We start from the raw sequence: 20302 nt of genomic DNA, 5'->3' as shown, positions 1-20302 counted from the left end.
CGGTCAGAGCACCCCCATCAGCGGGCCGCCCGGGAGGGGCACCCCGAGCAGGTTGTCGAAGACGAAGTAGGTCGCGAGGGAGAGCCCGGCGGCGATGAGGGGATCGCGGTCGTGATGGCGGCTGCCGAGGGCGTAGGCCGACCCCCAGAAGAGCAGGGCGCCGGAGATGGGGAAGCCGAGCGGGCCGATGAGCACGGCGAAGGCGAGGAAGACACCGGTGAGCAGGGCGACGGTGCGCCGGTCGGCGGGTTCGGCGAGATCGACGTCCTCGCCGCCCTCCGCCTCGCCGCGGCCGCCGCGCAGGACGTCGGCCGCCAGCAGCACGGCGACGGCCAGCAGCCCGATGCCGACGGCGATGGGGACGGTCCGGGGACCGACGGGCCCGCGCTGGGTGATGTCCACGCTCATCGTCAGGGCGTCGGTCAGGAGGAGGACGCCCAGCACGAGCAGCAGGACGCAGACGCCGAGTTCGGAGTGCTCGCGCAGCCAGGCGCGCGCGGTGCTGCCGGGCCGGGAGGGGGTGCGTTCGTCCGTCACAGTCCCAGCTCCTGGAGGACGGTGTCGACACGGCGGTCCTGGCCGTGCAGGAAGTCGCCGAAGGCGTCGCCGGTGAGGAAGGCGTCGTCCCAGCCGTTCCTCTTCATGGAGTCGCGCCACTGCTTCGAGTCGTGCAGTTCGCTCACCAGCCCGATGAGCTTGTCGCGTTCGGCGCCGGAGAGCCCGGGCGGGGCGACGATGCCGCGCCAGTTGGTGAAGTCGGTGTCGAGGCCCGCCTCGCGCAGGGTCGGCGCGTCGAGGCCCGGGACCCGCTTCGGCCCGGTGACGGCGAGCAGGCGCAGCTCGCCCGCCTCGATCTGGTCGAGGTACTCACCGACGCCGGAGACGCCGAAGCCGACCTTGTTGCCGAGGATCGACGCGAGGAGTTCGCCGCCGCCGTCGAAGGGGATGTAGTTGACCTGCTTGGGCGCGATCCCGGCGGCCTTCGCCATGAGCATCGGCGCCAGGTGGTCGGGGCCGCCCGGCGAGGAGCCGCCGCCGACCGGGATCTTCCCCGGGTCCTTCTTCCAGGCGGTGAGCAGCTGGCCGATGGTCCGGTACGGGGAGTCCTTGGCGACGACGACGATGTCCTGCTCCTCGGTGAGGCGGGCGATCGGCGTGGTGTCGGCCAGGGTCTTGGGCGACTTGTTGGTGCGTACGGCGCCCACGACACCGAGGCCCATGGACATGGCCAGCTTGCCGTTGCCGTGCTCGGCGACCAGCCGGGTCACCCCGACGGTGCCGCCGGCGCCGGGCAGGTTGAACACCTCGATGCCGTGGGTGAGCCCCGCGTCCTCGGCGTTCTTCGCCGCGGTGCGCGCGGTGATGTCGTAGCCGCCGCCGGGTGTGTTGGGAACCATGAAGCGCAGTCCGGGAATCTGCGTGCCGGTGTCGGAACCGCTGCCGGTGGAGAGCAGCGGCGGTCCGACGACCACCAGCAGCGCTGCCCCGAACAGGGCGAGTGGAGTGCGCAGTCGCACCGGGTGCCGCCTTTCGTGCTCGGTGGAGGGGTGTGAGGTGGCCCACATGTTGCCTGCGCGTTAACGAGCTGTCGCCGTTCCGGAATCAATGGACGTTGTGGTCGTTGTGGTCGCGCCCTAGCGTGTCGGCGTGACGAAGGTGCTGGTGGTGGACGACGACTTCATGGTCGCGAAGCTGCACAGCCGGTATGTGTCCGCAATGGACGGCTTTACGGTCGTCGGCGTGGCCCACACGGGCTCCGAGGCCCTGCGCGCGGCCCGCCGGCTCCGTCCCGACCTGGTCCTGCTCGACATCTACCTCCCCGACATGGACGGGATCCAGGTGCTGCGGGAGCTGCGCGCGGCGGAGGAGCGGGACGGGGACGGCCGCAGCGCCGACGCGCTCTTCATCACCGCGGCGCGCGACGCCGGGGTGGTCAGGGCGGCTCTGCGGGCGGGCGCCCAGCACTACTTGATCAAGCCCTTCCACCGCTCGGCCCTGCGGGAGCAGCTGCACCACGTCGCCTCGCTGCGCAACCGCCTGGACGCACTGGACGAGGCGCACCGGGAGGCCCGCCAGGAGGACGTGGACCGGATCTTCGGGACCCGCCCCCCGGGCTCCCGCGAGCTCCCCAAGGGGCTGGCGGCCCACACGGCGGACCTGGTGGAACGCGTCCTGCGCGCGCACCCGTCGGGGCTGTCCGCCTCCGAGTGCGCCGAGGCGGGCGCGTTGTCCCGGGTCAGCGCCCGCCGCTACCTCGAGTACTTCGCGGAGACCGGGCGGGCCGAGGTGACACTGCGCTACGGCGGGACGGGGCGGCCGGAGCGCCGCTACCGGGCGGTGTCCTGAACCGTCCGCCCCGCGGCCGCCCTGTTCACGCACCGCTCGGCCCACGGCCATGCGTTGCGCGTGAGCATGACATTAATGCGCGGCAGCGTGTCCGAGGTCGGCGCAGTCCAACCGAGGAGGACCCGTGGTCGTGCGTTCCGTGTCCCGCAGGACGATGTTCGGATTCGGCGGCGCCGCGGCCGCCGCGCTGATGCTCGGGACGGGGGCGTGGGACGCCCAGTCCGCGTTCGCCGCACCCGCGCTGAAGGGGGACCCGTTCACCCTGGGCGTCGCCTCGGGCGACCCGGCCCCGGACGGGTTCGTGCTCTGGACGCGGCTGGCCCCCGACCCCTTCGCCGAGGACGGCCTCGGCGGCATGCCGGCGAAGCCCGTACGCGTCCACTACGAGGTGGCCCTCGACGAGCGGTTCCGCCGGGTCGTACGCCGGGGCAGCGTCGTCGCGACTCCCGCGCTGGCGCACTCCGTCCACCCCGAGGTGCACGGGCTCGACCCCGACCGCACGTACTGGTTCCGCTTCAGGGCCGGTCCGGCGATCTCCCCCGTGGGGCGTACGCGCACCACCCCGGCCCCCTCGGACTCCCCGCGCGAGCTGAAGTTCGCGTTCGCCTCCTGCCAGGCCTGGCAGGACGGCTACTTCACGGCGTACCACCACATGGCGCGGGAGGACCTGGACCTGGTCGTACACCTCGGCGACTACCTCTACGAGTCCGGTGTCAGGACCAACAAGCGGGGCGTGACCACCGATCCGAGGTTCCACACGGAGGCCCTGGACCTGACCCGCTACCGGCTCCAGTACGGCCTCTACAAGTCCGAGGCCCCGCTGCGCGAGGCGCACGCCGCCTTCCCGTGGATCATGACCTTCGACGACCACGAGGTGGACAACAACTGGGCGGGCGACGTCTCCGAGAACGACGACGACCCGGAGGCCTTCCGGCAGCGCAGGGCCGCCGCCTTCCAGGCCCTGTACGAGCACGCGCCGCTGCGCCGCGCCCAGTTGCCGGCCGGCCCGGACGTGCAGATGTACCGCAGGCTCCCCTACGGCCGGCTCGCCGACTTCACGATGCTCGACACCCGCCAGTACCGCGACGACCAGGCGTGCGGCGACGGCACCTCCGCCGACTGCGCCGAACGCTTCGACCCGGACCGCACCATGCTCGGGTCCCGGCAGCGGGACTGGGTCCTCAAGGGCTTCAGCCGCTCACGGGCGCGCTGGCAGATCCTGGGCAACCAGGCGCCGATGGGCCAGACCGACCAGGATCCGGGCCCTGGCACGACGGTGTGGACCGACCCGTGGGACGGTTACGTCGCCGAGCGCAACCGGCTGCTCGCGGAGGCGGGCACCCGAGGGGTGCGCAACCTGGTCGTCATCACGGGCGACCGTCACCAGAACTACGCCTGGGACCTCAAGCGCGACTACGCCGACCCCGGATCGCCCACCGTGGGATCGGAGTTCGTGGGCACCTCGGTCACCAGCGGCGGCGACGGCGCCGACATGACGGCCCAGGGCGGGACGTTCCTCGCGGCGAACCCGCACATGAAGTTCTTCAACAGCCAGCGCGGCTACGTACGTGTGACGGTGGACCGTGAACGGTGGACGAGCGACTTCCGCGTCCTGCCCTTCGTGACGAAGCCGGACGCCCCGATCAGCACGCGCGCGAGCGTGGTCGTGGAGGACGGCACACCGGGCGTCCAGGTCTGACCGCTCGCCGACCGGGCTGCCGGGTACCTCGGGGAGGGGTGCCCGGCGGCGGTGCCGGAAGAGCACGACCCGGCCTGCGGGGGCCGGTCCGCCGGGGCTGCCTGAGCCCTCCCCTAACCGCCCCTTAAGCCCGCCATAACGATCGCCACCTGCGGCTTCTCCCGCCCGGATCCGCTCCCGGAGGCGGCTAGCTTGCTGATCGACACACCTGGTCGACAGCCGTCAGCAGCCGTGCCGCCGAAGGAGAACCACCACCATGCCCGTCATCACCACCACCCGCCGCAGGCTCGCCGGAGGCATCGCCGCGTTCGGCGTCGCACCGCTCGCGCTGGCCGGGCTCCTTGCCACTCCGGCCGCCGCCCACGGTTCGCTGAGCGACCCGGTCAGCCGGGTCTCGGCCTGTTTCGCGGAGGGGCCGGAGAACCCCCGGTCGGCCGCGTGCAAGGCGGCGGTGGCCGCGGGCGGCACCCAGGCGCTGTACGACTGGAACGGCGTGAACATCGCCGACGCGGCGGGCAGGCACCGTGAGCTGATCCCGGACGGAAAGCTGTGCAGCGCGGGCAACGACAAGTTCAGGGGGCTCGACCTGCCGCGCGCCGACTGGCCGTCCACGCCCATGGAGGCCGGCAGCCACACCTTCCGGTTCCGGGCGACCGCCCCGCACAAGGGCACGTTCGAGCTGTACCTGACCAGGGCGGGCTATGACCCGTCGCAGCCCCTGAAGTGGTCGGACCTGGAGGAGAAGCCGTTCGCCACGGCCACCGACCCGGTCCTGGAGAACGGGTCGTACCGGTTCGACGGCACCGTGCCGCAGGCGTCGGGGCGGCAGCTGGTCTACACGGTCTGGCAGCGGTCCGACTCCCCGGAGGCCTTCTACGCCTGCTCCGACGTGGTGTTCTCCGGCGGGAACGCCGGGGGCGCCGACGCCGGAGCCGCCCCCGCCCCCGCGCCCGCCGCCTCCGCCCCGTCCGAGGCGGAGATCGACGCGGGCGCCGGCAAGTCGTCCGTCGAGCACGGCGGCCACGGGGACGACGACGCCTCGACCGGCGCAGAGGTCACCGGGGCGGCCCCGGCCGCCGGGACCGACGACGCCGGGGCGAACGCCCCCGAGCCGAACGGCGTGGCCGCCTCACCCGCCGACCGGGCAGCGGCGGACGAGGTCCTCGCCGAGACGGGGGGCAGCGGCAGCACCCCGTACCTCGCGGTGGGCGGGGCCGCCGCGCTGGCCCTCGGCGCGAGCGCCCTGTTCCTCTCGGTCCGCCGCCGGGCGGGCGGCGCGCACCGCGCCTGACCGGGCGGCCGCCGGGCCCCGGTGGCCGGGGCCCGGCGGCGCGTCTCAGCTGAGGGCCGAGGCGCAGGTGGTCGGGGTGGCGTGCGCCGGGTCGAGGGCGTTCGCCACCTCGTGGAAGGCGATCCGGTCGACGGTCCCGATCGCGACGTGCTCGGACACGTCGGCCGGGCACAGGTCCTGGAGCAGGACGTTGCGTACGTCCGGCCCGCTCAGGTATTGCGTGCGGTAGGGGGTCACGACCTCGTCGTACCGGGTCGCGATGACGGTGTAGCGGACCCCGGGCACGGTGTCACCTCCCGCGTTCAGCGCGGTGATGAACGGGGACCCGGCGATCTGGTCGGCGAGGCCCGGGGTGTTCGTCGTGAGGAGGTCCCCCACTCCCGGGAAGTACGGCAGCAGCCGGGTGAGGCCGAGGAGGGTGGTGCCGTGGTTGTCGGGGGCGATGCCGACGAGGGCGTTCACCTTGCCGGCTCCGCCGAGGAACTTCAGGTAGTGGCGGGGCATCATGCCGCCCTGGGAGTGGCCGACGAGGTCGGCCTCCGGGGAGCCGGTGGCGGCGAGCACCTTGTCGACGAACACGTCGAGCTGCCCGGCCGACCTGTCGATCGGGCCGAGTCCGTTGAAGAGCGGTACGCCCGGGAGCTGGCCGTAGTCGAGCGAGAAGACGCAGTAGCCCCGGGCGACGAGGTACGGGGCGAGGACCAGCCAGTTGTCGATCGAGTTCCCGAAGGTCCCGTGGACGAGGACGACCGGGCGGGGGTGGGCCGCCGAGGGCTTGCAGGAGTAGTCGTTCCAGCCCCGTGACACAGCGGCGGCCGGTGCGGGGGCAGCGGTCGCGGTCGCCGTGGGGGCGGCGACGAGCGCGGTGAGGGCGAGGATCAGGGCGGCGAGCGTGCGGCGAGCGCGTGGGGCAGGGGTCCGGGGCAGCATCGGGTGGTCTCCTTGCGGCTCAAGGGAGGTGCGATGTCGGTGCGCCCTGCGGTCCGGACCACAGTGGATGACGTTCTCTGCGCGCTTCGTCTCCGCGTGCCGTGTCTCTGCGTGCTTCGTCTCCGCGCGTCCATTCTCTGCGTGCTCATGCCAAGTTACGCACGGGTAGCGTCACGGGGGAAGTTACGCGTCGGTAAAAAGATTCCGGTGCCCCGGGTCAGGCCGCGAGCCGCCCCGGCTTCACCGCCTGCGGACCGAACCTGGCGCGCAGCCGGTCGGACACCGCCTCGATCCTCCGCGCCCGCTCGTCCACCGGGTCGAAACTGAGCTGACGGGCGGCCCGTTCGGCGTCGTGGAGCCCTTCCGCCCTCAGCCCGATCCCCCGCACCCTCGCCCGCTGGAGGGCGAACGAGTCCTGGATCCGGTACGCGAGCGAGGTGAGCGCCACCGAGTGGGCGGTGGGCTCCTGGAGCGTGCGGCTGCGGGTCAGCGTCGCGTAGCCGGTCCGGTCGGCGTAGCGCACGGACACCGCGAGCGAGCGGCACACCTGTCCGTCGGTACGCAGCCTGGCCCCCAGTTCCTCGGTGAGCGAGAGGAGTGCGCGGCGGTGCCGCTCCGGGTCCAGTTCGTCGCGGGGGAAGGAGCGTTCGGCGGCGATCGACCGGGCGGCGGCGTTCGGTACGACCCGCGTACGGTCGATGCCGTTGGCCCGCTCCCACAGCTCGCGCCCGGTGCGCACCCCGGTGATCCGTTGCAGGGTGGCGAGCGGGGCTGCGGCTATCCGCCCGATGGAGTCGAACCCGTATCCGCACAGGGTGCGCGCGGTCGCCGCCCCCACGCCGTCCAGCGCGGCGGCGGGCCTGGACGCGAGGAAGCCGGCGTGCTCACCCGGCGGCACCACGAAGGTCGTTCCGGCCGTGGCCTGCCGGGCCGCCATCCGGGCCAGCATCGGGTTGGAGGCCGCACCGACCGCGCAGTCCACGCCGTACAGGGCGAGGGCACGCACCCGGATCACGGAGGCCAGGCCCGCCGCGTCCTGCCCGAAGTAGCGCAGGGCGCCGGTGACATCGGCCAGCGCGGAACCGGGCGGTACCGCCTCGACGACCGGGGTGAACGCCCCGAGGAGGGCGAGCAGCCCCTCGTAGTCCGCGCTGTCCGGCGGTCCGCCGCCGATCCGGCGGAACCGCAGGCACAGGACGGCCGGCCGGCCGTTCATCCCGCGCTCCCCTGGCTCCGGTGCCACAGCTTCCTCCCGGTGGGCGTCCCCTCACCGGCCGGCTGGAGGTCGGACCAGGGGTTCATCTCGTAGCCGGTCGACAGCTGGATACGGCGGCCGGACTCCTCCTCCGCCTCCTCCCCGGGCGCGGCGGGCACCTCCGCCAGCCGTGCCGCGACCGCGTCGAGGCCGCCGGTGCGCCGGAGTTCGGCCAGCTCGGCCAGATTCCAGGCCGCGGCGCCGACCACGCTCATGCTGCGCGGGCCGCGCCGCTGGACGACCCCGCGCACCAGCAGCAGCCAGGAGTGGAAGACGGTGTGCGCGCAGGCGGCGTGGCTGTCGTCGAAGAAGGCCAGGTCGACCAGGCCCGTCCCGTCGTCCAGGGTGGTGAAGATGACCCGGCGCCCGGAGCGTACCGGCGGGGTCTGGGTGGCCACCTTGGCGCCCGCGACCAGCACGGTCTCCCCGTGCCTGGCCTCCCGCAGCCGCTTGGCGGAGACCGCGCCCAGCTCCTCCAGGAAGCTGTGATGACGGTCCATCAGGTGGTGCGACACGTCCATGCTGAGGACGCCGAGTTCGGCGCTGAGGCGTTCGGCGTCGTTGAGGTCGGGCAGCCCGACGCCGCCGGTCCGCCGTCCGCCGCCGAGCGGGAGCTGGGCCCCCAGCGCGCCGGAGCCGGAGCCGCGCTGGGCGCGGTGGAGTTCGGACAGGTGCAGCAGCAGGTCCCGGCGGTTGGCGCCGAAGGCGTCCAGCGCGCCGACCTGGGCCAGCCGTTCCGCGGCCGGCTTTCCGGGCCGGGCCCGCTGCCAGAAGTCCAGCAGCGAGGCGTAGGGCTGCCCGGCCTCGATCCGGGCGACCTCGGCCTCACTGATGCCGTGGACGTCCGCGAGTGCCAGCCTCAATCCCCATTTATCACCGTTATCGCCAGACACCAGTTCGATCCGATGTGTGGCGGCCGACCGGTTCACGTCCAGCGGCAGCACCGGCACCCCGCGCCGCCGCGCGTCCGCGAGCAGCAGCCGCTTCGGGTACATCCCGGGGTCGTGCGTGAGCAGCCCCGCGTAGAAGGCCGCCGGGTGGTGCGCCTTGAGCCAGGCCGACTGGTACGTGGGCACGGCGAAGGCGACCGCGTGCGCCTTGCAGAAGCCGTAGCTCCCGAACGCCTCGATGATCTCCCAGGCGCGGGCGATCACCTCGGCGCCGTACTTCCTCCGCGCCGCGCGCTGTGCGAACCAGACCCTGATCCGGGCCTGCGACTCGGGATCGGAGAGTCCGCGCCGCACCCGGTCGGCCTCGCCGCGTCCGCAGCCGGTCATGACGTTCACCATCTCGATGATCTGCTCGTGGAAGACGACCACCCCGTAGGTGTCGCGCAGCGAGTCCTCCAGGTCGGGGTGCGGATAGCGCACGGGCGCGCGGCCGTGCCTGGCCTCGATGAACGGCCGCACCATGTCGGCGGCGACCGGCCCCGGCCGGAACAGCGAGATGTCGACCACCAGGTCGTGGAAGGTCTCGGGCTGGAGCCTGCCGACCAGGTCGCGCTGGCCCGGCGACTCGATCTGGAAGCAGCCGAGCGTCTCGGCGCTCTTGATCAGCCGGTACGTCTCCGGGTCGCCCTGCGGTACGGCGTCCAGGTCGAGCTCCCGTCCCGAGGCCCGCTTCAGCTCGGTCACCGCGTGCGCCATCGCCGACTGCATCCGCACCCCGAGCACGTCGAGCTTGAGCAGCCCGAGGTGCTCCACGTCGTCCTTGTCGAACTGGGACATCGGGAAGGGGGAGCCTCCCCCGTCGCCTGCGGTGTGGGGGACGTCGCCGCTGGTGGGCATGACCGGGGTGCGCCGCAGCAGCGAGTCGTCGGAGAGGAGCACCCCGCACGGGTGCATGGCGATACCGCGCGGCAGCGCGTCCAGCGACTCCACCAGGTCCCAGAGCCGGCCGTACTCCTCCTTCCGCCCGGCCACGGAGCGCAGTTCGGGCAGTTCCTCCATCGCGGCGCGGGCGTCCCTGGCCCGGATGTGCGGGAAGGCCTTGGCGAGCCGGTCGGTCTCGGCCGGGTCCATGGAGAGCGCGGCGCCGACGTCCCGGATGGCGTGGCGCACCCGGTAGGTCTCGGGCATGGAGACGGCGGCGACCCGCTCGGCGCCGAAGCGGTCGATGATCGCGCGGTAGACGTCCAGACGGCGGGCCGACTCGACGTCGATGTCGATGTCGGGCAGCACGAAGCGCCGCTTGGACAGGAAGCGCTCCATGAACAGCCCGTGCTCGACCGGGTCGGCGTGGGCGATCCCCAGCAGGTGGTTGACCAGCGAACCGGCTCCGGATCCGCGCGCGGCGACCCGTATGCCCATCCCCTTCACGTCGTCGACGACCTGGGCGACCGTCAGGAAGTAGGTGGCGAAGCCGTGGTGGGCGATGATGTCCAGCTCGTGGTGCATCCGTTCCCAGTAGTCGCGCCTGCGGTCGTAGCCGTGGCGCACCATTCCCGCGGCGGCGCGGGAGGCCAGCACCCGCTGGGCGGTACGCAACCGGGCTCCGACCAGGCGCGGCTCGGGGAAGTGGACGCTGCCGAGGCCCAGGTCCTGCCCGGGGTCCACGCGGCAGGCGTCGGCGGTGCGCCGGGTCTCCGCGAGCAGCCGCTCACCGGCCCCCTGGCCGAGCCCGGCCGCGACGGCTATCCGTTCGGCGGTCTCCCGCATCGCGCGGGCGTCCTTGAGCCAGCGTTCCCCGCTGTCGAGGGGGGAACGGCGCGGGTCGACGGGGACGAGCCGGCGGGCCGAGTCGAGCACGTCGGCGACGGGGCCCTGTCCGGGGTCGGCGTAGCGGACGGCGTTGGTCAGCACGGCCCGCACCCCCTGCTCGGCGGCGAACCCGACGGTACGGGCGGCCAGCCGCAGCGATCCGGGGCCGGTGCCCTCGCGGCCGTGGTGGACGGCTTCGAGGCGCAGGGCGTCGCCGTGGATCTCCCGCCAGGGGGCGAGCAGCGCGGCGGCCCGGTCGGGACGGCCCGCGGCCAGGGCGGCGCCCACCTCGGAGGCGGGGCCGAGCAGCACCGTGAGCCCTTCGGCGGGCAGCGCGTCCCGGCCGACCAGGGGCTGCCCGGCGCCCGGGGCCCTGGTGCCGGAGTGGGCGGCGGTGACCAGCCGGCACAGCTCGGCCCAGCCGAGGGCGCCGTCCCGGGCGAGGAAGGTGACCCGGGGTGCCGATTCGTCGACGAAGGCACCCCCGCGGACCGGCGTACGCGGCCGGTGCGCGGGCGCCCCGTGGGTCCCGGCCCCCCGCGCACGGGACCCCTGTGTACGCGGATCGCGAGCGGGTTCCCCTTCTCCCGCCTGCCGCGCCACCGCGAGCTCCGCCCCGAGGAGCGGACGTATCCCGGCCTTCTCGCAGGCCCTGGCGAAGCGGACCGCGCCCGCGAGGCTGTCGCGGTCGGTCAGCGCGAGGGCGTCCATCCCCCGCTCGGCGGCACGCTCGGCCAGCTGCTCCGGGTGCGAGGCGCCGTACCGCAGGGAGAACCCGGAAGCGGTGTGCAGATGCGTGAAGCCTGACATCCGCACCTCCTGGACCGATCCGTACCCACCACCCCCTCGCTCTCCACCATAGACCAAGTTTCGAACGTTCGTACGATAAGCGGGTGTGTGGTCACCCCTCCGCCATTCGGCCCGCCCCCGCCTGCACGAACAGCGCCCTGCCCGGACCGTGGGGGCATGACTTTCGCTGATGAGGTGAAGAACGCCGTCACCGTACGGGCCGCGCTGCTGGTCGTCGGCGTACTGGCACTGCAGCTCCTGTTCATCGCCTCCTACGTCGGCGCGCTGCACCGGCCCGACCCGACGGACGTCCCCTTCGGGGTCGTCGCCCCCCGGCAGGTGTCCGGGCAGCTCGTGGGCCAACTGGACGGCCTGCCGGGCGGCCCGCTCGATCCGCGCGCGGTCTCCGACGAGGCCGAGGCCCGCCGGCAGATCCAGAACCGCGAGATCGACGGCGCCCTGGTCGTCTCCCCCACCGGATCGGCCGACACCCTGCTCGTCGCCTCCGGCGGCGGCACCGTGCTGGCCTCCTCGCTGACCAGGATCGTCAAGGAGGCGGAGGCGACCCAGCAGCGCACGGTGCGGACCGTGGACGTGGCCCCCGCCTCCCCCGACGACTTCGACGGCCTCTCGTCGTTCTACCTGGTCGTGGGGTGGTGCGTCGGCGGCTACCTCTGCGCCTCGATCCTCGCGATCAGCGCGGGCACCAAGCCCGCCAACCGGCAGCGCGCGCTGATCCGCACCGCGGTCATGGCGCTGTACTCGATCGCGGGCGGGATCGGCGGCGCGGTCATCATCGGCCCGATCCTCGGCGCCCTCCCGGGCAGCGTGTGGGCCCTGTCCGGACTGGGGGCACTGGTCGTCTTCGCGGTCGGCATGATCACGCTCGCCCTGGAGGCGCTGACCGGCATCGTGGGCATCGGGCTGGCGGTGCTGCTCATCGTGATCGCGGGCAACCCGAGCGCGGGCGGCGCCTTCCCGCTGCCGATGCTGCCGGACTTCTGGCGTGCGATCGGCCCCGCCCTGCCACCGGGCGCGGGCACCTGGACGGCCCGTTCGATCGCGTACTTCAGGGGCAACGCGGTCACCGGCCCGCTGCTGGTGCTCTCCGCCTGGGCGGTCGTCGGTACGGCGCTCACCCTGCTGCTGTCGATGCGGCGCCGGGGCACGGCCGACGGAGCACGGCCGGCCGCTCCCGTGGAAGGGGCGGGCTCCCCCGGGAGCGGTTCGAGCCTCGCCTGAGGCGGGGGCGCGCCTGAGGCGGAGGCAGGGGGCTGGGGGGCAGCCCGGCATCTCCTCGGCGGGAGAGGCGGCCCGGTCGGTGCCGCCCTCGGCCGCCCTCGCCCCGGCACGGAGCCGGGCCGGGCGCGGGGCCCGCACCCGGGTCGCGACGAGTTCGGTGAGCGCGGCGCGCAGGGCCGCCGCGGTGGCGTCCGCCGCGCCGGAGCGACGGGCCCCACCCGGAGCGGCGGTGAGCCCGTCCCCTCGCGCGAGGGGACGGGCTCACCGTACGGAGAACAGCCGGAGGTCAGCCGATCTCGGCGCCGTACGCCGCCAGCGCCTCCGGCACCGGCTGGAAGAACGTCTCGCCGCCGGCGGAGCAGTCACCGCTGCCGCCCGAGGTCAGACCGATCGCGGTGTCGCCCGAGAAGAGCGAGCCTCCGCTGTCGCCGGGCTCGGCGCAGACCGTGGTCTGGATGAGGCCGTTGACGATGTCGCCGCTGCCGTAGTTGACCGTGGCGTCCAGGGCGGTGACCTCACCGTCGTGGACCTGGGTGGTGGAGCCGCTGCGGGTCACCGACATGCCGACGGTCGCGTCGCCCGCCTTGGTGATCGCCTGGGTGGAACCGTCGTAGAGGTCCACCTCGCTGGGGTGCTCCACGTCGGAGGTGTACTTCACCAGGCCGTAGTCGTTGTCCGGGAAGCTGGAGCCCTCGTTGGCGCCGATCTCCGCGCCGCTCTGGGTGTCGGACCAGCTGGTGATCGACTCGGTGCAGTGACCGGCGGTCAGGAAGTACGGCTCGCCGTCCTTCACCACGTTGAAGCCGAGCGAGCAGCGTCCACCGTTGCCCCAGATCGCGTCGCCGCCGACGATCAGCGGCTTGAACTCCCCTGCGGACTTCTTGAGTTCGGCCTTGGAGCCGAGCCCGTCGACCACCTTGCCGAGCTTGTCCCAGGCGGCGCCGTCGACCGTGCGGTCGGCCGTGACGACCACCTTGTTGCTGACCGGGTCGACAGCCCACGAGGTACCGGGGATGGTGGCCTTGTCGGTGAGGGTCTGCCGGGCCGTCGCCAGCTCGGCGAGCGTGTGCTGAACCAGTCTGGCCTTGCCACCGGCCTGCCGGACCTGCTCGGCCGCGGCCTCGTCGACGACGTTGACGACGAGGTTCTTCGACGTGGCGTCGTAGTACGAGCCCGCCGCGTCACCGCCGAGCTTCTTGTCCAGACCGGCGGCGAGACTTCCGGCCGCGTGCGCGTCGAGGGTACGGGCGGTGGACCGGGGTACGTCGTCACTGGCGTTCGCAGTCTGGAACGTCACTCCTGCGGCGACCAGGGCGAGGACGGCCGATCCGGCCAGCGTCACGCGCTTCCTGGGCATGCGTCGATGCTTCAACTTCGACCTCCTGTGGGGCCGTGCACGGACAAGTGGGGTGTCCGGAACACGGAGGATGGGGCGCCCACTATTCCGATGAGGCCGATAGCACACAAGGTCGACTTCCGGACGCGCACACGACGATGACGGTTCGACCGCGAGGCGTTCACAAGCCGGGCGTCCCGCCACGTCGGTTCCGATTGCGAACACCCGGTGCAACGGGCCGTCGGCAACGGGTGAGGACTAGTCCTGTCCTGTAATGACTCCTGGAGTCCGGATGCCGCGGAGGGCGCACCTGAAGCCGAACGCCTCCGAATGCCTCCGGACGTCCCGAACACCACCGGCGCATTACGACAGGGAGTGCCGGTATCGCCTCGGATAGGACATCATCGAACGTGTGGTATACGCCGGGCACTTGGTGTCCGGACCGGGCGGGGTGACCGAGCGGAGGAGCGGCGTGCGGAGTCGGGTGCGCGTGTCGGACGGACGGCATCTGATGGTCGAGCGTCAGGGGGACCCCCGGGGCAGACCGGTGTTCCTCCTGCACGGGATGCCGGGCAGCCGGCTCGGTCCCGCTCCGCGCGGGATGGTCCTCTACCAGCGGAGGATGCAGCTGATCAGCTACGACCGGCCGGGGTACGGCGGCTCCGACCGGCAGCCGGGACGCCGGGTGATGGACGTCGCCGAGGACGTACGGGCCATCGCCGACTCGCTGGGCCTGGAGCGCTTCGCCGTGGTCGGCCGCTCCGGAGGCGCTCCGCACGCGCTGGCCTGCGCCGCCCTGATGCCGGACCGGGTCACCCGGAGCGCGGCGCTGGTCAGCCTGGCCCCCCGGGACGCCGAAGGGCTCGACTGGTTCGACGGGATGGCCGCCTCGAACGTACTCGCCTACTCCAGGGCCGTGGCGGATCCGGACGGGCTGGCCGAGTCCTTCATCAGCCGTTCGGCGGAGATCCGGCAGAACCCCGTCCGCCTCCTGGACGACCTCCGCCGGGAGCTGACCGACTCCGACCGGACCGTGGTCAACGACGCCGGGATCCGCACCATGCTGCTGGCCAACTTCCGCGAGGGGCTGCGCACGTCGGCGTACGGCTGGATCGACGACGCGCTCGCGTTCTGCCGGCCGTGGGGGTTCGACCCCGCGGACATCGGGTGCCCGGTGATGCTGTGGCACGGCGTGAAGGACGTGTTCTCCCCGGTGGGCCACTCCCGCTGGCTGGCCGGACAGATCCCGGGCGCCACCGCCGTACTGGAACCGGCGGCGGCGCACTTCGACGCGCTGTCCGTGCTTCCGGACGTGCTCAACTGGCTGCTGGACGAACCGGAAGTGGCGGTCTGCTGACCGCCGCGAGCGCTCCGGATCCCGTACCTCCGGGGCCCGGAGCGCTCCCGCTCACACCGACATCGGCTCCAGCTCGCGCCGGAACCTCCGCTCGCCCCGGGCTATCCGGGTCAGCGGGTGTTCGTCACCGAGCTGTCGCGCCAGTTCGTCGCCCGTCTCCGCCCGCAGCCGCAGCGCCTCGTCCGCGCGGCCCATCGCGTGGAGGGTGACCGCGATGTTCGAGGTCATGGCCAGGGTCTCCGGATGGTGCGCGCCGAGCACCTCCCTGAGCTGGCCGGCCACCGTGCGCTCCGTCTGCAGGACGATCTCGAGCTCACCCCGGTCGGCCGTGGCGTTGGCGAGGTTCATCACGGAGAACAGCGTGTTCGGGTGCTCCCGTCCGAACACCTCGCGCATGGAGGCGACCACCCGGGTCAGCAGCCTCTCCGCTTCCTGGGGCGCTCCGGCCCCCGAGAGGTAGACACCGAGGTTGTTCTGCGCGGCCAGGGTGTACGGGTGCTGCTCCCCGGGCACCTTCATGTACTGGTCCACCACCTCCTGCGCGGTGTCCCTGGCGTCGGCGGTCTCCCCCGCGGCGAACAGGTCTGCCGCCATGTTCAGGTCACAGGCCAGCGAGTCGGGGTTGGCCGAGGTGTACTTGGCCCGGTATCTGGCCCGGGTGGCCACCGTCAGCCTGCGGGCGTCCTCCAGCTGCCCGGCCCTGCGCAGGGAGACCGCCAGGCTCTTGGCGGCGCTGAGCGTGGTGGGGTAGGTCCGGCCGAGTGTGGCCTTGTAGGAGTCGTACGTGCGGCTGAGCAGTCCCACCGAGTCCTCGTACCGCCCCACCTCGCGCAGGTCACGGGCCAGGGACATGGCGGAGGACAGGCTGTACGGGTGCTCGGGGCCCAGGACCTCGGACCGCAGGTCGTAGACGTCCTGGTCGATCTCCCGAGCACGTGCGTACCTCCCGACGCTCCGCAGGTTCAGCGCCAGGTTGTTGGCCGCGGCCAGCGTGCGGGGGTGCCTGTCGTGGAAGATCTGGCTGAATCCCTCGTGCGCGGCGGTCGCCAGCTCGATGGCCTTGGTGTAGTCACCGAGCAGCCCGAGGTCGATGGCCAGACTGCTGGTGGTCATGTACGTGTGCGGGTGCTCCGGCCCCAGCACGGCACGCTGCCGGCCGAGGGTCACCTCGTCGAGCTCCTTGGCCTCCACGTACCTTCCCCGGGTCCGCAGGATGTTGGAGAGGTGGAAGCAGAGGTAGAGGTATTGAAGGTCCTGGTTGCCCAGCATCTCCCGCCAGGTGTCACGGAGTTCGTCCCCGAGCCGCCCCGCCGTCCGGACGTCTCCCCGCTTCCACAGGTAGCGCACCCGGTCTATCAGCAGCCTGCGGGTCTCCGGCTCCCGGCAGTTGCGCGCGTCCGAGGGCCCGAGGTGCGGCCAGATCGTGGCGAAGCGCGGCCACGTCTCCGGATTGTCGATCGGCTCGTCGTCGTCGGGCCGGGCACCTGCCAGGATGCGGTGGACGACATGCCGGGCCTCGCGCTGCTCCTCCTCGCTGAGCTGCGCCCTGATCACCGCCTGCACGAGGCGGTGCACCTGGATGGAGTTCGACACCTGGTCGACCTTGGCCAGGGCGAAGCGGCCGATCTCCCGGATGACCCGGCCCAGGACCAGCTTCTCCTGGAGCGAGGCGTCGTACGGCTTCAGCGCCTCGATCATCTCCTTGCTGTAGAGGAGGTTGGCGGAGATGGGCTCGGGAGCGAAGAACGCGCAGAGCTGGAGCAGCCGCACCGCGGCGGGCGACCGCTCCTTGAGGCGTTCGATGGAGATGTTCCAGGTGGCCGCCACGGGTTCCGGGTAGCCGGCCGGCTGGTTCAGGGCGAGGACCTGGGGCGCCTGGCGGGCCAGCTGTTCCAGATAGGTGTCGATGGGGGTGGCGGTCTCCGCGATCCAGGCCGCCGCCTGCTCGACCGCGAGCGGCAGGTCCCCGACAGCGGTGGCCACCTGGGCGGCGTCCTCGTCGCTCAGCCCCGGCGCCCTGCGCTGGAGGTGCTCGACCGACTCCTCCCGGAGGAAGACGTCGACGGGCAGCGCGTCACCGTGCTGCGACCAGGTCTGGTTCCTGGACGTGACGAGGATGTGGCCCGAGCCGCCCTGCGGGAAGTAGCGGCTGAGGCGTTCGGGATCGTCGGCGTTGTCGAACACCAGCAGCCAGCGTTCCGAGGGAACGCCCCGCCGCAGCAGGTCCACGGCCTCCTGCGAAGCGGCGGCCATGTCGTCGCCGCCCTGCGCCCCGAGCCGTACGGCGAGTTCGGCGAGGCTGGCGACCACGTCGTCGATCTGCTCGGACGAGATCCACCACACCAGGTCGTAGTCGGCCATGAACCGGTGCACGTACTCCAGGGCCACCTGGGTCTTGCCGACACCACCGAGGCCGTACAGGGTCTGCGGCTGCGGCAGCACGACGGCCATGCCGCCGCCGAGCTGGTCACGCATCCGCTCCAGGACCAGGGAACGACCGGTGAATCCCGGGTTGCGGGGCGGCGCGTTCCAGATCCGGGGCACGGTGCCGGGGAAGCGGGGACCGGGCGAGGTCCCGTCGCCGAGCTGCACCGGCCGGTCCAGGGCACGCATCAGGGCCGTGGTGGCGTGCACCTCGTCCAGCCGGAACAGGTCGACCGGGTTCCGGTCGATGTACGGCGCGGAGAGCCGGACGTCACTGACCCTGAGCGGCAGCAGCTGGCGCCGCCCGCCGCCGGGATCCTCGGCGACCGCCCTGTTCCAGAGGTCCACGGCACGCTGGGACTTGAGATAGGCGCTGGAGAGCAGGACGACCGTGCGGGCCGCTGTCTCGGTCGGCTGAGCGGCGCCCTCGGGGCCGGGGTCGGCCGAGACGTCCCGCGGGACCACCCGGAACCCCGCCCGGGTCAGGACCGATTCGACCCAGTCGGCCCACATGCGGTTCTCCGCCACGTAGCTGAGGAAGAGATCGGCGGGCAGCGCGGGCCTGCGCCGGGTGAAGGCGTCGCGGATGCGCAGCCTGACCTCCTCGCCCACCGGGGGCATCGAGGTGACCTCCTGCTGGGTGACGACCGCGGCCAGGCGTTCGAAGGCGGACAGCAGCGAGTTGCTGAGCCCCGACTCGTCGCCGAAGGTGGCGAGGGTCTCCTCGTACGCGTAGTAGGGGCGGTAGGGGATCTCCACCGCACCCCAGTAGGCGGTGAGTTCGTCCCCGGAGAGGTCGCGGGGCAGCCGGTCGAACTTCAGCCGGGCGAGCGCCCGTCCGGCGTCGGCCTTCTCCTTCTCACCCTCGTCGATGCGCATCGGGACGGGGAAGATGGAGATGGGCCGGCCGGTGTAGCGCTCGGCGATCTGGCGGGCGACGGAGGCCGCTCCGTCGATGGACTGGTCGCTGAGGGTGAAGCAGTCGACGAGCACGTCCGGGAGGTGGACGGTGCAGATGTCGGCGATGTCGCTGAGACCCGTACGGCTGTCGATGAGGACGTAGTCGTAGTTGGTCTTCATGTCGTCCCGCAGGGCGTCGAAGAAGTGCCCGCCGCCGAGCCGGTCGTAGAAGTTGTCCCAGTCGAAGGTGGAGACGGTGGCGGAGTACTCGCGGTTCTGCCGGCCGGCGGAGACGAAGTCCAAAGTTCCGCCGCGCGGGAACTCCCAGCCGAGCGACTCGGGGGTGAGGGAGACCGCGTGCGGCTGGATGCGGGCGTAGTCGCGGTGCCAGTCGTCCGCCCGCTGGGCGGGGTTGGTCGCGGCCCAGGCGTATTCGGTGATCAGGTCGATCACACCGGTGGTCGCGCCCAGCGTGGAGGGGTCGAGGAAGGGGTGGAAGAACCGGTGGAGCCCCGGGGCTTCGAGGTCCCAGTCAACGGCCAGCACGCGTTTGCCGTTGGCGGCCAGGATCCAGGCGGTGTTGGCGAGGGCCATGGTGCGCCCCGTGCCGCCCTTGTACGAGTAGAAAGTGACGATGCGCCCGTCACGACCGGCTGTCATACGTCCTCCGCATCCGTCGCAGGGTCGTGCATGTCGGGTATGAACTGGGTGCTGCCCATGGGTCCCATCAGCCGCGTCCGTTCGCTGTGCCGGCCGCCGGCCGGCGGATAGGCCGTGGCGTGCCTCAGGTACTGCTGGGCGGCCACCTCCACCACCTGGGGAAGGATCTGTCCGAACGCCTCCATACTGGGTACCCCCTTGGCCGCGACACGGCAGAAGGCCCGCCCCTGCCGCATCTTGACCGGCATGGTCCGCTCGAGTCTCTCGGTCAGTTCGGCCTCGGCCGCCCGGCTCTGGTGGTCGTCCCTGCACCAGGGGACGACCATGGTCACCCAGGGCTTGTTCTCCCGGTCGAAGGCGGCGAGCCGCCGTCGCAGGTCCTCGTCCCGCAGGGCCCACCGGTCGACCAGGAGGATCTCGGGTGTGCTGGGCGACTGCTTGCCCTCCCGCTGCCCGGGCTCCTCGTCGAACGCCGTGATGACGGCCTGGTAGTTGAGGGAGCGCACGAGTTCCTCGGCGACGTAGGCCAGAGGTCTCGCGGCGGCCGGATGGTAGGGGTTCCACTCCTGCGGGATGTCGCCGTAGTACTCCGGGTCGCGGCCTTCCGGCAGGTCGTGGCGGGTGGGTGCGGCGATGGTGATCCGCATGGGCCGTGGGGCACCCGCCCCGCTCCCCGGCGCACCGAACGCGCTCGGCACGAGGCGGAAGTCGAGCGGTCTGCCCGAGGCCATGCGCACGGTGTCGGCGACGTGGACGATGCGTTTGGCCAGGTGGTAGACCGCCTGTTCGTAGTCCTGCGCGAACAGTGTCAGTTTGATCAGCCCGTAGAGCCCGTCGCTCACGTAGCGGTCCCCGAAGTCCCGGTGGTTGAACTGCAACCGCTCCGCGGGCCCCGGGAGCTGGCTGGGGTGCACCGGTACCCAGAGCGCCGGAACGATCGCCTCGGCCGGCTGGTTCGACCGGGCCCGGTGGTGGATCGCCCGCTGCTCGAAGGCGTACCACTCCTTGCCGCACATCTCACTGGCGAAGTAGCGCGGCGAGAACAGCGGTACGAAGACCCGGCAGTTGGCCAGGACGTTGCCCAGCCGCTCGGACCAGCCCTCGCCGGAACGTATCTCACGGTCCATGAAACCGGCCGGAGATCCCGCGGGAAGATTGGTCATGGCCATCACATGACCGCATAGATCTTGGAAAAGCCTTTCGACCCACATGTCTGGGTCCGATCCACCGCCGTACCCCGGTGTATGCGCGTAGCTCAGAAAAAAGTACGGCCGATGGTCCGCTCGCTGTTGCGTCATGCGTGCACACGACCCCCGTCCTGTGTGAGCACCCGCATCCAGGACCGTGAAGAGGGTGCGAGCGAATTCATCATTC

General features: G+C 72.2%; 13 protein-coding genes. 5 read left to right on the top strand and 8 right to left on the bottom strand.

Annotation, left to right across the window (positions count from 1 at the left end):
- Nucleotides 1-3: 3 nt before the first annotated feature.
- The gene (locus tag ACFVS9_RS21220) at nt 4-537 is read right to left on the bottom strand and encodes a tripartite tricarboxylate transporter TctB family protein (protein ID WP_389934437.1); all 534 of its coding nucleotides are present in this window, start codon (nt 535-537) and stop codon (nt 4-6) included.
- Nucleotides 534-1517, bottom strand: a complete 984-nt coding sequence (locus ACFVS9_RS21215; RefSeq protein WP_389934434.1) for a Bug family tripartite tricarboxylate transporter substrate binding protein — start codon at nt 1515-1517, stop codon at nt 534-536. The genes ACFVS9_RS21220 and ACFVS9_RS21215 overlap by 4 nt, the downstream gene beginning before the upstream one ends.
- A gap of 130 nt (nt 1518-1647) precedes the next feature.
- On the opposite strand from ACFVS9_RS21215, the gene ACFVS9_RS21210 reads away from it, so the two are divergent.
- The 3 genes from ACFVS9_RS21210 to ACFVS9_RS21200 all read left to right on the top strand — a co-directional run bounded on the left by ACFVS9_RS21210 (nt 1648) and on the right by ACFVS9_RS21200 (nt 5336).
- Entirely contained in the window at nt 1648-2346 is a 699-nt protein-coding gene (locus tag ACFVS9_RS21210) for a response regulator (RefSeq protein WP_383118683.1), read from the top strand.
- Nucleotides 2347-2470: 124 nt separating this feature from the next.
- On the top strand, nt 2471-4045 hold the full coding sequence (locus tag ACFVS9_RS21205) for an alkaline phosphatase D family protein (protein WP_389934431.1): 1575 nt from the start codon (nt 2471-2473) through the stop codon (nt 4043-4045).
- Between the two features lie 256 nt (nt 4046-4301).
- The gene (locus tag ACFVS9_RS21200; protein WP_389934428.1) at nt 4302-5336 is read left to right on the top strand and encodes a lytic polysaccharide monooxygenase; all 1035 of its coding nucleotides are present in this window, start codon (nt 4302-4304) and stop codon (nt 5334-5336) included.
- A 45-nt stretch (nt 5337-5381) separates the two neighbouring features.
- On the opposite strand, the gene ACFVS9_RS21195 is transcribed toward ACFVS9_RS21200, so the two are convergent.
- The 3 genes from ACFVS9_RS21195 to ACFVS9_RS21185 all read right to left on the bottom strand — a co-directional run bounded on the left by ACFVS9_RS21195 (nt 5382) and on the right by ACFVS9_RS21185 (nt 11030).
- Entirely contained in the window at nt 5382-6266 is an 885-nt protein-coding gene (locus tag ACFVS9_RS21195) for an esterase/lipase family protein (RefSeq protein WP_389934425.1), read from the bottom strand.
- 217 nt (nt 6267-6483) lie between these two features.
- Complete coding sequence (locus ACFVS9_RS21190; protein ID WP_389934422.1) at nt 6484-7482, bottom strand: hypothetical protein; 999 nt, start codon at nt 7480-7482, stop codon at nt 6484-6486.
- Nucleotides 7479-11030, bottom strand: coding sequence for a DNA polymerase III subunit alpha (locus tag ACFVS9_RS21185; RefSeq protein WP_383118155.1), 3552 nt, complete (start codon nt 11028-11030; stop codon nt 7479-7481). The genes ACFVS9_RS21190 and ACFVS9_RS21185 overlap by 4 nt, the downstream gene beginning before the upstream one ends.
- Nucleotides 11031-11186: 156 nt before the next feature.
- On the opposite strand from ACFVS9_RS21185, the gene ACFVS9_RS21180 reads away from it, so the two are divergent.
- The gene (locus ACFVS9_RS21180; RefSeq protein WP_389934419.1) at nt 11187-12251 is read left to right on the top strand and encodes a DUF3533 domain-containing protein; all 1065 of its coding nucleotides are present in this window, start codon (nt 11187-11189) and stop codon (nt 12249-12251) included.
- Nucleotides 12252-12537: 286 nt separating this feature from the next.
- Here the strand turns inward: ACFVS9_RS21180 and ACFVS9_RS21175 are convergent, their stop codons facing one another.
- The gene (locus ACFVS9_RS21175; protein WP_389934416.1) at nt 12538-13623 is read right to left on the bottom strand and encodes a S1 family peptidase; all 1086 of its coding nucleotides are present in this window, start codon (nt 13621-13623) and stop codon (nt 12538-12540) included.
- A gap of 436 nt (nt 13624-14059) precedes the next feature.
- Between ACFVS9_RS21175 and ACFVS9_RS21170 the strand changes: the two genes are divergently transcribed.
- Nucleotides 14060-14944, top strand: a complete 885-nt coding sequence (locus ACFVS9_RS21170) for an alpha/beta fold hydrolase (RefSeq protein ID WP_389934413.1) — start codon at nt 14060-14062, stop codon at nt 14942-14944.
- A gap of 51 nt (nt 14945-14995) precedes the next feature.
- On the opposite strand, the gene fxsT is transcribed toward ACFVS9_RS21170, so the two are convergent.
- A complete protein-coding gene (gene fxsT, locus ACFVS9_RS21165; RefSeq protein ID WP_389934411.1) occupies nt 14996-18928 on the bottom strand; it encodes an FxSxx-COOH system tetratricopeptide repeat protein in 3933 nt (1310 codons plus the stop codon).
- Nucleotides 18925-20226, bottom strand: coding sequence for an FxsC protein (gene fsxC, locus ACFVS9_RS21160; RefSeq protein ID WP_389934408.1), 1302 nt, complete (start codon nt 20224-20226; stop codon nt 18925-18927). The genes fxsT and fsxC overlap by 4 nt, the downstream gene beginning before the upstream one ends.
- Nucleotides 20227-20302 lie beyond the last annotated feature (76 nt).

This window comes from Streptomyces sp. NPDC058008, from assembly GCF_042886395.1.
GTDB lineage: Bacteria > Actinomycetota > Actinomycetes > Streptomycetales > Streptomycetaceae > Streptomyces.
This window is presented reverse-complemented; position numbering and strand designations above follow the sequence as displayed.

Coding starts and splice junctions, on each gene's coding strand:
- ACFVS9_RS21200 (WP_389934428.1), top strand. CDS start 4,302: ATGCCCGTCATCACCACCACCCGCCGCAGGCTCGCCGGAGGCATCGCC.
- ACFVS9_RS21195 (WP_389934425.1), bottom strand. CDS start 6,266: ATGCTGCCCCGGACCCCTGCCCCACGCGCTCGCCGCACGCTCGCCGCC.
- ACFVS9_RS21190 (WP_389934422.1), bottom strand. CDS start 7,482: ATGAACGGCCGGCCGGCCGTCCTGTGCCTGCGGTTCCGCCGGATCGGC.
- ACFVS9_RS21185 (WP_383118155.1), bottom strand. CDS start 11,030: ATGTCAGGCTTCACGCATCTGCACACCGCTTCCGGGTTCTCCCTGCGG.
- ACFVS9_RS21180 (WP_389934419.1), top strand. CDS start 11,187: ATGACTTTCGCTGATGAGGTGAAGAACGCCGTCACCGTACGGGCCGCG.
- fxsT (WP_389934411.1), bottom strand. CDS start 18,928: ATGACAGCCGGTCGTGACGGGCGCATCGTCACTTTCTACTCGTACAAG.
- fsxC (WP_389934408.1), bottom strand. CDS start 20,226: ATGACGCAACAGCGAGCGGACCATCGGCCGTACTTTTTTCTGAGCTAC.